Source organism: Pseudomonas sp. MTM4 (assembly GCF_019355055.1).
GTDB lineage: Bacteria > Pseudomonadota > Gammaproteobacteria > Pseudomonadales > Pseudomonadaceae > Stutzerimonas.
Genome location: NZ_CP048411.1, coordinates 2612774 through 2625690 on the forward strand (window position 1 = coordinate 2612774; position 12917 = coordinate 2625690).

15 protein-coding genes are annotated in these 12917 nt (G+C 64.1%); 7 read left to right on the forward strand and 8 right to left on the reverse strand.

Translation table 11 applies throughout. The features are described from left to right. Nucleotides 1–11: 11 nt before the first annotated feature. The 7 genes from GYM54_RS12050 to GYM54_RS12080 all read left to right on the forward strand — a co-directional run bounded on the left by GYM54_RS12050 (nt 12) and on the right by GYM54_RS12080 (nt 6046). Entirely contained in the window at nt 12–941 is a 930-nt protein-coding gene (locus GYM54_RS12050; RefSeq protein ID WP_181103010.1) for a hypothetical protein, read from the forward strand. Between the two features lie 34 nt (nt 942–975). Next, the gene (gene csgH / locus GYM54_RS12055) at nt 976–1428 is read left to right on the forward strand and encodes a curli-like amyloid fiber formation chaperone CsgH (RefSeq protein WP_197445277.1); all 453 of its coding nucleotides are present in this window, start codon (nt 976–978) and stop codon (nt 1426–1428) included. Between the two features lie 222 nt (nt 1429–1650). Further along, a complete protein-coding gene (locus GYM54_RS12060) occupies nt 1651–2661 on the forward strand; it encodes an SDR family oxidoreductase (RefSeq protein ID WP_197445278.1) in 1011 nt (336 codons plus the stop codon). A gap of 121 nt (nt 2662–2782) precedes the next feature. Next, nucleotides 2783–3385 carry an outer membrane protein gene (locus GYM54_RS12065; protein WP_197445279.1) on the forward strand — a complete coding sequence of 201 codons (603 nt, stop codon included), beginning with the start codon at nt 2783–2785 and terminating at the stop codon, nt 3383–3385. 61 nt (nt 3386–3446) lie between these two features. Further along, nucleotides 3447–4124, forward strand: coding sequence for a response regulator (locus tag GYM54_RS12070; protein WP_131651365.1), 678 nt, complete (start codon nt 3447–3449; stop codon nt 4122–4124). Then, nucleotides 4121–5521, forward strand: a complete 1401-nt coding sequence (locus tag GYM54_RS12075; protein WP_197445280.1) for an ATP-binding protein — start codon at nt 4121–4123, stop codon at nt 5519–5521. Before GYM54_RS12070 ends, GYM54_RS12075 begins: the two co-directional genes overlap by 4 nt. 81 nt (nt 5522–5602) lie before the next feature. After that, nucleotides 5603–6046: a ketosteroid isomerase-related protein gene (locus GYM54_RS12080; protein WP_197445281.1), complete on the forward strand. Its 444-nt coding sequence runs from the start codon at nt 5603–5605 to the stop codon at nt 6044–6046. Between the two features lie 87 nt (nt 6047–6133). Here GYM54_RS12080 and GYM54_RS12085 read toward each other — a convergent pair whose 3' ends face one another. The 8 genes from GYM54_RS12085 to GYM54_RS12120 are packed head-to-tail and all read right to left on the reverse strand — an operon-like array spanning nt 6134 to nt 12916. Then, a complete protein-coding gene (locus GYM54_RS12085) occupies nt 6134–7780 on the reverse strand; it encodes a complex I subunit 5 family protein (RefSeq protein ID WP_197445282.1) in 1647 nt (548 codons plus the stop codon). Beyond that, nucleotides 7777–9273 (reverse strand): complex I subunit 5 family protein, encoded by a 1497-nt coding sequence (locus GYM54_RS12090; protein ID WP_197445283.1) that lies wholly within the window; start codon nt 9271–9273, stop codon nt 7777–7779. The genes GYM54_RS12085 and GYM54_RS12090 overlap by 4 nt, the downstream gene beginning before the upstream one ends. Then, entirely contained in the window at nt 9270–10706 is a 1437-nt protein-coding gene (locus GYM54_RS12095; protein WP_231752189.1) for a complex I subunit 5 family protein, read from the reverse strand. The genes GYM54_RS12090 and GYM54_RS12095 overlap by 4 nt, the downstream gene beginning before the upstream one ends. Next, a complete protein-coding gene (locus tag GYM54_RS12100; protein WP_197445284.1) occupies nt 10703–10984 on the reverse strand; it encodes an NADH-quinone oxidoreductase subunit K in 282 nt (93 codons plus the stop codon). Before GYM54_RS12100 ends, GYM54_RS12095 begins: the two co-directional genes overlap by 4 nt. After that, the gene (locus tag GYM54_RS12105) at nt 10981–11889 is read right to left on the reverse strand and encodes a hydrogenase subunit MbhD domain-containing protein (protein ID WP_197445285.1); all 909 of its coding nucleotides are present in this window, start codon (nt 11887–11889) and stop codon (nt 10981–10983) included. Before GYM54_RS12105 ends, GYM54_RS12100 begins: the two co-directional genes overlap by 4 nt. Beyond that, nucleotides 11882–12175 carry a monovalent cation/H(+) antiporter subunit G gene (locus tag GYM54_RS12110; RefSeq protein WP_131651493.1) on the reverse strand — a complete coding sequence of 98 codons (294 nt, stop codon included), beginning with the start codon at nt 12173–12175 and terminating at the stop codon, nt 11882–11884. Before GYM54_RS12110 ends, GYM54_RS12105 begins: the two co-directional genes overlap by 8 nt. Further along, entirely contained in the window at nt 12171–12422 is a 252-nt protein-coding gene (locus tag GYM54_RS12115; protein WP_131651359.1) for a monovalent cation/H+ antiporter complex subunit F, read from the reverse strand. Before GYM54_RS12115 ends, GYM54_RS12110 begins: the two co-directional genes overlap by 5 nt. Further along, nucleotides 12422–12916: a Na+/H+ antiporter subunit E gene (locus GYM54_RS12120; RefSeq protein WP_231752190.1), complete on the reverse strand. Its 495-nt coding sequence runs from the start codon at nt 12914–12916 to the stop codon at nt 12422–12424. The genes GYM54_RS12115 and GYM54_RS12120 overlap by 1 nt, the downstream gene beginning before the upstream one ends. Nucleotide 12917: the final 1 nt, after the last annotated feature.

Here is a 12917-nt window from a genome sequence, read left to right on the forward strand (position 1 = left end):
AAGGAAGCAACATGCGCTACTTGCACCCCATCGCGCTTGCCGTGCTGCTTGCGGCCGCCAGCGATCTATACGCGGACAACAGCGCCGAGCTCGAACAGATCGGCGATACCAACAGCGCCGCTGTCGATCAGACCGGGCTGCTCAACCAGGCCGTCATCAGCCAGCACGGCAACGTCAACGACGCCAGCATCTACCAGGGTGATATCGCCGAGTCGAACCAGGCGGGTATCGAACAGTTCGGCGACGGCAACAGCGCCTCGATCTACCAGGCACTCGAAAGCCATTTCTCCACCGCGAGCGTCTATCAGCAGGGCAACGGCAACCGCGCCGAAGTCGAGCAGACCTGGCGAGTCAACGAACTGCAGATCAGCAGCATCGGCAACGACAACTACGTCTCCGCCACCCAGACCGGCTTCGCCAATGCACAGGCCAGCCAGATCGGCAATGGCAACTCGCTTAGCTTCGTTCAGAACGGCTCGTTCCACGGCTCGTCGCTGGCCGTCTATCAGGTCGGCGATGAGAACCTTGCCAATATCCAGCAAGAAGACGGCAATGGTCTGCAGCTGATACAGACTGGCACGCTCAACGTTGCGCGGATCCAGCAGCTGGGCTACTTCAACGAACTCGACTTCAGCCAGAGCGGCGATGACAACCTGCTCACCGTCGAGCAGAGCGGCCGCGGGCAGAGCATCCAGGGCTCATCAGCGGGCAGCGGTAACCGCATCGACATCGCTCAGGCCTACGAAGGCAACGAAGCCGCGGTACTGCAGAACGGCACAGACAACCTCGCTTCGATCAACCAGATCACTGCCTACAGCCAGGCGGCGATTTCGCAGCTGGGCGCGTCGAACCAGGCCTTCATCATGCAGAGCGCCGAAGGCGTGAGCGCGATTATCCAGCAGACCGGCAGCGGCAACATGGCGACAATCAACCAGCAGTAGTCATCGGGGCGGCAAAAACAGATAGGGCATCGTTATGTTGAGCGCCGCGCTGGCGACCTGGATATTGGCAGCCGCACCCTCCCCGGTCGACGCACAACTTGAGCTGACCCCCGATGACAGCGGCCGCGTCAGCTTGCGGCTGTGCTTCACCAGCCAACAGCCCCACCAGCTGCGCTATCAATTGGAAGTGACGTCCACCGGTTCCGCCGGGACCAACCGTTCGCGACAGGCAGGCGAACTGGTCAGCGGCAGCAACCGTCAGTGCCCGCTGAGCAATCGAGTCAGCATTTCCGAAGATGGCCGACTGGAGGCGGTGTTGAACTGGTCGATCGATGGCCAGCCGCAAGCGCCGATACAACGCAGCTACCCGACGACGGCACCTGCCAGCCCGCAACCGCAATCCACGCCGCCCGGTACCCCTCCTGGCCAAACCGAAGCACAAGTGGCATCCGCTCGTCCGATGGACGACCGTTCAGACCTGCAATAGCCGCAGCGACAAGCACGTCCCATTCGGCTTCCATTGCGGCGCACTTCGATTTCACTCTGGCAATCGCCTGCTGGCATCCATCAGCTGGGATGACTCGAATAATCTCGACTGACAGACATCGCCGGGCGCTGCCATCCATCGCCTCTCTGGAACCGCAAGCGGGCCCGTGGCTTCTACCGAGCCAATCCACTATCGCCGGCGCCGCCGGCACCAGGAGGTCCGGTGCGAATTTCCCTGAAACCCTTGCATGACCAGGTCATCGTAATCACGGGCGCGTCGAGTGGCATCGGCCTGGCCACGGCCCGCATGGCCGTCGAAAAAGGCGCTCGCGTGGTGCTGGTGGCACGCAACGAACTCGCCCTGGCGGATATCCAGCGCGACCTGAACGCGGGCGACCGGGTCCTGCATGTGATGGCCGATGTCGGTGAACGCGAGCAGCTCGAACACGTTGCCCGCCAGACCATTGAACATTTCGGCGGCTTCGATACTTGGATCAACAACGCCGGTAGCTCCGTCTGGGGGCGCTTCGACGAGGTTAGCGACGAAGACCACTCTCAGGTCATGCAGACCAACTTTTGGGGCACACACTACGGGTCGTCCATCGCCGTGAAACATCTGCGCGAAAAAGGCGGAGCGTTGATAAACATCGGCAGCGTGGAATCCGCCAATGCCCTGCCGTTTCATGCCAGCTACAGCGCCAGCAAGCATGCAATAAAGGCTATGACCGACGTGCTTCGCGTCGAGCTGCAGAAGTCGCGTACACCAGTGTCGGTCACTCTGGTTCGTCCTTCTTCGACAGACACCCAGTTCATGGACCACTCGAAGAACTACCTGCCCAGCGCGCCGGTGTTTCCGCCGCCGGTCTACTCGCCGGAGGTGGTCGCGCAGGCGATTCTGCATGCCGCCGAGCACCCGCAGCGCGACGTCTACATCGGTAACGCCAAGCTGCTTTCCAAGCTTGCGCAGAACGCGCCACGGCTGGCCGACTGGATCAACCGCACCTTTGTCTACGATGCCCTCCAGAGCGGGCGTCCGGATCGCCATCCACAGGGCGCGCTGCATGCCAGCGATGTCGGCCGCGCGGGCGATGGCAAGGCCAGCGGCGATTATCCAGGCATGGTGCTGACCCGCAGCCTCTACACCCGCGCCACACAACATCCGGTCGCCACAACGGTGGCCGTGGCGGTGGGCGCAGCGGCGTTGGCCGCGGTGCTGGGTCGTCGCGGACGCTAATCGCGTACACCGCCCGGTGTTCAGCTCGCGTTCAGCCAGGGTTCAGCTGCTGTTCAGGGGGTCGCGGGCAGGATGGATACGTACTTTTCCAGTCCTGCCCAATCCTGCAGAGGAGCGACACATGAAAAAACTGCATACCTTGGCCATCGCCACCAGCCTGAGCCTTTTCACTTTTGGCGCCCATGCCGCCGAGAACTTCGCCGGCCTCACCTGGGGCAAGAGCACGGTCAACATTGACCGCTCCAGCACCCTGAAGCAGAACATGGGTCAAGACCGCTTCGATGACATCATCAAGAACAGCGGCACCTGGGGTATCCGTGCCGGTCAGATGACCGACGAGGCGCGCTACTATGCCACCTACGAAAACGTCTCCGACGACTATGGCAGCGCACTCAAGCTGCGCCAGCAGAACCTGATCGGCAGCTACGACATGTTTCTGCCGGTCGGTGATACCACCCGCCTGTTCGGTGGCGCCAGCGCCGGTCTGACCAAGCTGGAGAACGAGTCCAGCGGCTACAGCCGTGACAGCGACATCGGCTACCTGGTCGGCTTGCAGGCCGGCGTCATCCAGGACGTCGGCAACAACGCGTCGATTGAAGCGGGCTACCGTTATCTGCGCAGTAACGCCGGTACCGAGGTATCCGAGCGCGGCGTCGGCAAGGTCGGTTCGATCGACGTGCACAGCAGCAAGCAGGCCTATCTCGGCGTGAATTATCACTTCTAAGCTTGCTTCAATAGGACCACGGCCGGGATCGTCCCGGCCGTTTGCATGACAGGAGCCGCAAATGAAAGTGCTGGTGGTGGAAGACGAGGCGCTGCTGCGCCACCACCTACTGACTCGCCTGAGCGAAAGCGGTCACGTGGTCGATGCGGTGGCCAATGCCGAGGAGGCGCTCTACCAGTCTCGAGAATTTAATCATGACCTGGCGGTGGTCGACCTCGGCCTGCCGGGTATCAGTGGGCTGGACCTGATCCGGCAGCTGCGCAGCAATGGCGAACGTTTTCCCATCCTCATCCTGACTGCGCGCGGCAACTGGCAGGACAAGGTCGAGGGACTCGCGGCCGGCGCCGACGATTATGTGGTCAAGCCGTTCCAGTTCGAAGAGTTGGAGGCGCGGCTCAATGCGTTATTGCGTCGTTCGTCCGGCTTCACCCAGGCCAGCATCGAGGCCGGGCCGCTGAAACTCGACCTCAACCGCAAGCAGGCCCTGGTCAATGACGAACCACTCGCATTGACCGCCTTCGAATACCGCATTCTTGAATACCTGATGCGCCATCAGCAGCAGGTGGTGGCCAAGGAACGCCTGATGGAGCAGCTGTACCCGGACGACAACGAGCGCGATGCCAATGTCATCGAAGTGTTGGTCGGGCGTTTGCGGCGCAAGCTCGAAGCTCAGGGCGGGCTGAAGCCCATCGATACCGTTCGTGGCCTGGGATATCTCTTCACCGAGCGCTGCCGATGAGCCGGCGCTGGCGCCGCTGGCTGGTAGAGCTCCGAGCCTCGCGCAACGGTAGCTTGTCGCTGCGCCTGCGCCTCATGCTGGGCGCAACCTGCCTGGCAGTCCTGTTCATGCTGGCCCTGCTGCCGGTGCTGCAGGCCGCGTTCAGCCTCGCCTTCGAGCGCGTCATCGAAGAACGCCTGGCCGCTGACGCCAACACGCTGATCACCGCTTCGCGCATCGAAGAAGGACAGCTGATCATGCCGGATCGGCTACCGGACGAGGAGTTCGATCTGCCGGATGCCAAGCTGCTCGGCTATATCTACGACCCGCAGGGCAACCGGCTATGGCAGTCGCGTTCGGCCGAAGATGAAAGCATCGACTACCGGCCGCGCCTGCACGGCGACGTCACTGAGTTCCAGCGAGTGCGTGACATCGAGGGCGTTGAATACTTCGTCTACGACGTCGAGCTGCGCTTGACCAACGATGATCAGCGCCAGGCGTTCAGCTTCGTCACCATGCAACCCACCAGTGAATACCGCAGCCTCTTCGAAGAATTTCGTCAACAGCTCTATCTCTGGCTTGGTGGGGGTTTGCTGGTGCTGCTGACGCTGCTTTGGCTGGGCCTGACCTGGGGCTTTCGCTCGTTGAAACGCCTGAGCCACGAATTGGACCAGGTCGAGATTGGCCGGCTGGACCGGCTCAGCGATAAGCATCCCCGTGAACTGCTGCGTTTGACGCGCTCGCTAAACCGGCTGCTCGATGGCGAACGCCGTCAGCGCGAGCAGTACCGCAATTCCCTGGGCGATCTGGCCCACAGCCTGAAAACGCCATTGACCGTGCTGCAAAGCGTGGGCGAGGTGATCAGTGCGCAACCGGACAATCGCGAGCAGGCCCGCGTCATGCACGCACAGATCGAACGCATGAGCCAGCAGATCGGCTATCAACTCCAACGCGCGAGCCTGGGTCAGAGCGGCCTGGTGCGTCACCGGGTTGCGTTGCAGCCGCTGCTGGTGCGCCTGTGCAGCACGCTGGACAAGGTCTATCAGGACAAGCGCGTGCGGGTCGACCTCCAGATTCCACCGAACGCCACCCTGCCGCTGGAGCAAGGCGCCCTCATGGAGCTGCTCGGCAATCTGCTGGAAAACGCCTACCGGCTCTGCCTGCATCAGGTGCGCATCAGCCTGCAAGAAGATGGCGATCGACTGTTGCTCAGCATCGAAGACGACGGCCCCGGTGTGCCCGTCGACCAGCGCGCTCGCATCGTCCGTCGCGGCGAGCGGCTGGACGCCCAGCATCCCGGCCAGGGCATCGGTCTGGCAGTGGTCAAGGACATTCTCGACAGCTACTGCGGCGAGCTCAGGCTCGATGATTCCAGCCTTGGCGGCGCTGCGTTCCGGCTGCGGTTGCCACTCGAATAAGCCGATGAAGGACATCCCGATGGCTGCCCGCTTGCCGTGGCTGCTGCTAAAGTTCGGCTTCGCCATCTACGGACGCTTCACATGTCACCGGACGACAGCAAGAAACTGGTTCGCAAGCACATAGACCTGACCTGGAACCGCGGCCACATTGCCCTGGCCGAGCAGCTGCACAGCAAGGATTTTCTCTACAAAAGCTCCTTTGTTGACCACCCCATGGCCAGCGCCGAGCTCGCGATTATGGTCACCCAGATTCGCGCAGCCATGCCCGATCTCGAAGTGGTGATCGAGGAATGCGTCGCAGAGGGCGACAAGGTCGTTACCTGGAGCACGCTGATCGGCACCATCGAGAATCCGGCGCTCGGCTATCCGCCGAGCGACAAGGTTCTGAGCATTTCGGCCATGGCGTTCTGGACCCTGACCCCTAGCGGGCAGATTCGCAGTATCTGCACTATGTTCGACATGGAGAGCTTTCGCTCTCAGCTGGGTCTGCCGACTCGCACCTATGCTGAGAAAGCCTTGCCATGACGAATCGCCGAAACGAGCAGCAGCCTTAAACGGAAGTTGCAATTCTTACTGTAAGTGGTTGGCAAGCACTTCCGTACTTAGCGTGACTCACCACAACCAACCCAACCACAGCAAAGCCACCAGCAGCCAAGTGCTTACGGCGAGCGTGCCGGTACTCCAAATACGGTTACAGCGTCTTTCCCGCTGCCGCCAACGGGGTTGGTCAGGGTCGACATTTGGCACCCTCAGCGGTGGCCGCTGCAGCAGTCGCTTGAGCCAAAGCGAAATCACCAGCGCCGGATTCGGCAGCGCGGTCAGCCGGGCCGGCACCTTCCAACCGAATTTCAGCGCCACCCCGGCCAAGGCCATTGCCAGCAGCAACGGCCATGACGCAGCCCAGATGCCACTCGAATACAAGCCGTGCAGCATGGGTTCGCGCAAGGCAGGCCAGAGCCAGGGCAGCAGCAGTGCCAGACTGCTTAGCAAGGCCCAAGGCAGAAGTTGGGGCAAAGGGGGGCGTGAGGCCGGCGCATCACGCGCATCACGGCGCAGCAGCCACAGCGCGCGGATCAGCAACAGAGCGGTGGTCAGGCTGCCAAGGCTCAGCCAGACCAGCCAGGACTCGAACGCCCCGCCGTGCCAGACCTCCTTCAGCGCCGTCTTGACCGCGCCACCGCTGGTCAATGGCAAGCCGATGATCGCCAGCGCCGGTAATGTCAGCAGCAGCCAGCCGATACGCGGCAGGCGTCCTGCGTGGATCAAGCCTGCAGAAAGAAACAGCGCCCCCTTGGCCAACCCGTGATGCACGCCGTAGAGCATCAGGACGACCGTCAGCGCCTGCGTTTGCTGCGGATGCCGCCAGGCCAGTGCCAGAATCATCAGCAGGTAACCCATCTGACTGACCGAAGAATAAGCCAGCACCGCCTTGGCCTTGTCGCTGGTCAGCCCCAGCAGCGCTGGATAGAGAGCGCCGAAGATGCCGATGGCAAGCAGCACATCCGCCCAGTTCGACAGCAGCGGATCACCCTCCGGCAGGCAGCGCCACAGGCCGAGAAAGCCCGCCTTGAGCATCGCCCCGGAAAGCACCGCACTGGCGGGCGCCGGTGCCGCTGGGTGTGCCAGCGGCAGCCACACGTGCAGCGGCCAGAACCCGGCTTTCAGGCCGAGGCCGATCAGCAATAGCAGCAGCGTCAGGCCGTCGATGGGCAACGCTCGCCAGGCGGCAAAGGCGAAATCGCCGCCGGCGGCCTGGCTGCGCAGCATCAGCGCAGCCAGCAGGGCCATCTCGCCACAGATCGCCAGTTGCAGATACAGGCGCCCAGCGCGGCGTGGGCCTGGGCCGCGCCGATGCACGATCAGCCCGTAGGCGGAAAGACTCATGACGCTGAAGCCAAGGTAGAAACTCAACGCATCGGTGGCGATGATCAGCAACAGATTGCCGGACAGTGCCAGCGACCAGAACGTCCAGAAGTGCCGGCGTTTGGGATCGTCCCGCTGGCTGCTGCTGGCGAACACTCCGGCGCAACCCCAAAGCAATGCGGTGAAGCCCAGCCAGGCGCGGGTCAATTCGTCATCCGCACCCCAGCGCACGCCCTCCCAGAGCATCGGCAGATCCAGTGCCGGCATCGGCCAGATGACCATCGCCAACGCCGGCAAGCAACCGAGCCAAAGCCAGCCGGCTGCACGCTCGCGGAACAGCAGCAGCGAGCCGACCAGCAAGGGTGCCAGCAAGACGAGCAGCCAGAGCCCACTCATATTTCGAATTCCCTATCGACGATCAGCTGCGCCCAGCCCAGTGGGCTCAACGCGGTGCCGGCCAGCAAACCGACCAGCAACGCCAGCAGCGCGGTGAACAACGCCGGCAGCAGCAACATCCAGTGCGTCTCCCAACGCTCCTCGCGCCAGTTGTCTTCATGCCAGTCGGCCGGTTCGGCGAACCAGCCGCGCCACAACAACGGCAGAAAATAACCGGCGTTGAGCAGCGCCGAGCCCATCAGCACCAGCAATACCCAGTCCTGGCCGACTTCCAGCGCGCCCATGCCCAGCGCCCATTTGCTGACGAAACCGGCAATCGGTGGGATCCCTATCATCCCCAGCGCTCCGATGCTGAATGCAGTCATGGTCAAGGGCATGCGTCGACCAACGCCGTTCATCTCGCGGATGCGATGAATGCCCAAGGTTTCGGCAAAGTTGCCAGCGCAATAGAACAACGTGACCTTCATCAGGCCTTGGTGCACCAGATGCGCCAGCCCACCGACCGCCGCGATCGGCCCGAGCAGCGCCACGCCAAGGGTCACGTAAGACACCTGACTGATGGTCGAGTAGGCCAGGCGCTTCTTCAGTTCCTGTTGCTGCAGCGCACGCAGCGAGCCGTAGAGAATGGTCGCCGCGGCAAGCCACAGCAGCGGCCCGGCCATGTCCAGCCGGGACAGCGCCTCGGCGCCGAACACGTCGTAGACCACCCGAATGATGCCGAAGGCACCGGCCTTGACCACTGCCACCGCATGCAGCAGCGCACTGACCGGCGCCGGCGCCACCATCGCCTTCGGCAACCAGCCGTGCAGTGGAATCAGCGCCGCCTTGACTCCGAGCCCGGCGATGAGCAGGACGAAAGCCACACGCAGCGCCAGGTCCTGCTCGCCGACCTGTTCCAGTAGATACCCGCCAGGCTGGAAATCCGGCCCGCCCGCCAGGCCGTGCAGCAGCGCCACGCCCATCAGCACCAGTGCTCCGCCGCCCACGGTATAGGCCAGATAGACACGCCCGGCACGCAGCGCCTCGGGCGTACCGCGATGCACCACCAGCGGAAAGGTCGCCAGGGTCAGCATTTCGTAGAACAGCAGGAAGCTGACCAGATTGCCCGCCAGCGCCAATCCAACGGTAGCGCTGACACAAAGACTGAAATAGCCGAAAAAGCGCGAACGAAGCGGCGAGTTTTCCAGATAGCCGATGGCATAAACGGTCGTCGCCATCCACAGTACCGAAGACAGCGCGACGAACAGCAGCGACAGCGCATCGCCCTGCAGCACCAAGGGCGCGCCGGGCAGGAACGGCAGGCTGAAGCGGAACTCCAGGCCGCGGCTGACGCCGTAGATCATTGCTCCTACCAACAGCAGCTTGACGCCCACGCCCAGCAAGTTGAGCGCCACACGGGTGCGCTGCTGATCCTCGCGCAACGTGAAGATGATCAGCCCCGGTAGCAATGAGCTGAGTACGATGGCCAACGGCAGCCAGCTGGTCCAAGTCATCGGCCCACCCCGCCAAGCCAGAGCAGCAGGGGTTCGCTGATCAACGCCAGGCTCAAGGCCAGCAGCGCCGGCAGCATGGCCAGCCACTGCGCGAGGCGGTCCGGCACGACGCTGGGCGGATTCGGCCGGGCACGATCGAAGCCCAGCGCCACCACACGAAATACGTAGGCAGCGGACATCAGCGTGCCCAGCAGCACGCCGAATGCCCAAGGCCAGTGCTGCGGCTGCTCGAACAGCGGCTGCAGCAACAGCCACTTGGCGAGAAAGCCACCGCTGGGCGGCAAACCGATCAGGCTGCCACCGGCCACCGCGAAGGCCGCCATCGCCACCGGCATGTTCTGGCTGGCGCCTTTCAACGCACGCACCCGACGCGTGCCGAGTACCCGCTGCAATTCGCCAGCGGCGAGAAACATCGAAACCTTGGCCAGGCCATGGGCGATGACGAACAGCCACAGCGCGGCGGTCATGCGCGGTTCCTGCCAGTGCAGCAGCAGACCCAGCGCCAACAAGGCGTAACCCAGTTGCGCGACCGTCGAATAGGCCACCAGCACCTTCAAGCGCGGCGCGCGCAGAGCCGACCAGCCGCCAGACAGCAACGCCAGGATGCCCGCCGCGGCAAACAGCACGCCGGCCTGGCGACCCAGTTCGGGCGGCGCGATCTGGGTCCAGACCAGCCAGAGAATGTAGATCGGCCCCTTGACCACCAGCGCCGAGAGCAGCGCGCTGACCGCCGTCGGCGCGCCGGAATGCGCCGGCGGCAGCCACAGGTGCAGCGGCCACAGCGCCGCTTTCAACATCAACCCAACACTCATCAACAGCAGCGCCAGCCGGGTGCTGGCATCCACTTCGGCCAGTTCCGCCAGCAGCAGAATGTCGAGCACACCGTAGCGGCCATACAACAGCGCGACGCCGAACAGATAGGCAAGCGATCCGGCCAGCGACAGCATCAAGTAATTGAACGCCGGGCGGTAAGCCTTGCGCCCGGCCAGCGCCACCAGCGCAACCGCCGTGAGGCTGAGCAGTTCGAGGGTGACGTAGAGGTTGAACAGATCGGCCGACAGCCACAGCGCGACCAGCGCGGCGTGCAGCAGGCAGGATAAGGGCCAGTAATCCTCATTGCCGGTGGCGTGCGGGCTGCGCGCGGCGTAAAGCGCTACCAGCAGGTGCAGCCCGGCGGTGAAGAGCATCAGCAAGGCGGTCAGCGGCGTGAGCTGGAAGCGGATCGCCAGCGGCGTGTCCCAGCCGCCAATGTTCAGCAGCTGCGGTCCCACCTGCATGACGTGGTGCAGGGCTGCAGCCGCGGCGAGCAGGCTGGTGAAGGTGATCGCAATCACGCACAAACCCTTACGCCGCGGCTGTATCCCTAGCAGAAACAGACCACCCAGCAGCGGCAGAGTCAGGCTCACCAGTGCAAGCGTCAGTGCCGGCGTCATCGGCGCTGCTCCCGGTCGTCCTGCACCGCGCCCGCCAACCGCAAGGCAAGGGCCGTGGCGCTGACCGCCACCACCAGGCCGGTAACCACCAGCGCCACCAGCACCGGATCACTCGGCTGGCTGCGCGTCGCCAGGGCGATCATCACCAGAAACACACCGCTGCCCATCAGATTGAACGCGATGATCCGCCTCAACGCCTGGCGCAGGGTCAGCAGGCCGTGTAGCCCGAGCAACCAGAGCGCGGCGCCGACACCCATCCAGAACAGTGCGCTGCTCATGACGACTCCTCGCCTTCGCCGATGACCAACAGGCTCAGACTGGCGGCGATCGACAAGGTCGCCACGGCTTCGATCAGCAGGATGATGAGCTTGGCCGAATCGTCCGGGTAGTTCAGCCAGCCCTCGCCCAGCCAGGCGGTGGTGATGGCTACGCAGATGAACAGCAACAGTCCGCCCAGTACCAGCAGCCGCAGCGGTGCGAACGACCAGCGCAACCTCGGCAGCAGAGCCGACAGGCGCAGCAGAACCACGCCCGCAGCGAGCAGCGAACCCGCCTGGAAGGCCCCACCTGGCGAGCTGGCGCCGCGCCAGAGGATGTAGCCCGCCGCCAGCACCAGCAACGGTGCCAGCACCCGTGCCCAGGCACGCAAAAGCGGCCAGGGTTCAGCCAGATCGAGGCGGCGCGGACCGAGCTGTCGTGCACCAAGCAGCGCCAGCAGCAGCACGGCCAGTTCGAGAAGCGTGTCCCAGGCCCGCACGTTCAGCAGCACCGCCGTCACCGGATGGCTGACACCGGTGCGCGGCATGACCCGGTCAAGCTCATCGGGCAGCGTTGGCGTGCCATCGGCCAGCGGAGCGAGGCCTTGCAGCAGCATGAACAGCAAAGGCAACACCACCAACGCTGCCGCCAGCCGCTGACGGGTCGGGGGAATGTCCGGCAATTCTTGGCGACCCGGCTGACGTGCCAGCGCGGCAAACAGCAACACGCCGGACAGCCCGGCGCCGATGGCAGCCTCCGCCAGCGCGAGATCCGCCGCGCCCAGGCGTGCCCAGATCACCGCCATCACCATGCCGAAGGCAACGAACAGCAGCACGCTGGCATAGAGGTTGCGCCCGTACAGCGCGCCCAGGGCGAGCGCGAGCAACAGCAGACCCAGCGTGCCGTCGAACAGCCAGTCAGTCATCGTCCGGATCCTCGCTGGCCTGGCGTGCCAGCAACTGGCAGGCGGTCGCGCTGGAAGCCATCAACAGCAGCCAGATCAGCAGCATCTGCCCCACTTCGAGCAGACTCTCGGCGCGGACCGACAAGCCGGCGACCACCAGCCCGAGACCCAGGGTATCGGCCTTGGTGAGGGCGTGCAGCCGGCTGACCGCGTCGGGAAAGCGCAGCAGGCCAATGCTGCCGGCGGCAAAGAACAGCAGACCGCCGAGCAATAGCGCCCAGCTCAAGACGTCGAGCAAAAGATCAATCATGGTGGCTTTGCCGCAACAGTTGCACCAGCGCGGCACTGGCGACCGCCGCCAGCAAACCCAGCAGCAGCGCCACGTCACGCAGCGCGGGCTGTTCCTGCCACTGCGCCATGACCAGCAGCAACGCCGTGCCGGCGGTGCCGAACAACTGGATCGCCAGCAGCCGGTCCACCCGTTTCGGCCCCAGCACGACGCGCACCAGGCCGACCGCGATGGTCAGCAGCAACAGCGCCGAATAAACCGCCATTAATGCTCGCCCCGCGCCGGGAGCAGCCGGGTCAGCCGCGCCTCCAGCTCGATCAGCGTCGCTTCCCACGGCTGTCGCTCATCCAGCACGTGTATGCGCATGCAGTCGGCATCGATTCGCGACGCCAGCGTGCCCGGCAGCAATCCGACCAGCGCCGACAGCAGCAGCCGTATCCGCGGCGATTCGCAGCGCAGGCGGTAATCGACCCACGCCGGCTGCAGCGACCGTCCTGGATGCAGTGCGCGCAGCGCCACGTCCCAGGCACCCAGCGTCATGTGTTTGAGGACGAACCAGACAAAGCCCGGCAGGCTTACCAGCGAAGGTTGCCAGGACCGCAGACCCAGCCAGAGCGACAGCCCAACGGCGAGCAGCACGCTCGGCACGCCGATGGCCCAACCGTTGCCGTCAGCGAACAGCGCCCAGATCGCGGTATAGAGCAGCGTCCAACCCAGCCCATCGATCCAGCGGCGGCGCGATCCAGTTTCTCTGCTCACA

Bases quoted from the DNA above. Each gene is read 5' to 3' on its own strand.
- GYM54_RS12075 (WP_197445280.1), top strand. From the start codon at position 4,121: ATGAGCCGGCGCTGGCGCCGCTGGCTGGTAGAGCTCCGAGCCTCGCGC.
- GYM54_RS12100 (WP_197445284.1), bottom strand. From the start codon at position 10,984: ATGAGCAGCGCACTGTTCTGGATGGGTGTCGGCGCCGCGCTCTGGTTG.
- GYM54_RS12115 (WP_131651359.1), bottom strand. From the start codon at position 12,422: ATGGCGGTTTATTCGGCGCTGTTGCTGCTGACCATCGCGGTCGGCCTG.
- GYM54_RS12080 (WP_197445281.1), top strand. From the start codon at position 5,603: ATGTCACCGGACGACAGCAAGAAACTGGTTCGCAAGCACATAGACCTG.
- GYM54_RS12050 (WP_181103010.1), top strand. From the start codon at position 12: ATGCGCTACTTGCACCCCATCGCGCTTGCCGTGCTGCTTGCGGCCGCC.
- GYM54_RS12105 (WP_197445285.1), bottom strand. From the start codon at position 11,889: ATGACTGACTGGCTGTTCGACGGCACGCTGGGTCTGCTGTTGCTCGCG.
- GYM54_RS12070 (WP_131651365.1), top strand. From the start codon at position 3,447: ATGAAAGTGCTGGTGGTGGAAGACGAGGCGCTGCTGCGCCACCACCTA.
- GYM54_RS12095 (WP_231752189.1), bottom strand. From the start codon at position 10,706: ATGACGCCGGCACTGACGCTTGCACTGGTGAGCCTGACTCTGCCGCTG.
- csgH (WP_197445277.1), top strand. From the start codon at position 976: ATGTTGAGCGCCGCGCTGGCGACCTGGATATTGGCAGCCGCACCCTCC.
- GYM54_RS12065 (WP_197445279.1), top strand. From the start codon at position 2,783: ATGAAAAAACTGCATACCTTGGCCATCGCCACCAGCCTGAGCCTTTTC.
- GYM54_RS12085 (WP_197445282.1), bottom strand. From the start codon at position 7,780: ATGAGTGGGCTCTGGCTGCTCGTCTTGCTGGCACCCTTGCTGGTCGGC.
- GYM54_RS12090 (WP_197445283.1), bottom strand. From the start codon at position 9,273: ATGACTTGGACCAGCTGGCTGCCGTTGGCCATCGTACTCAGCTCATTG.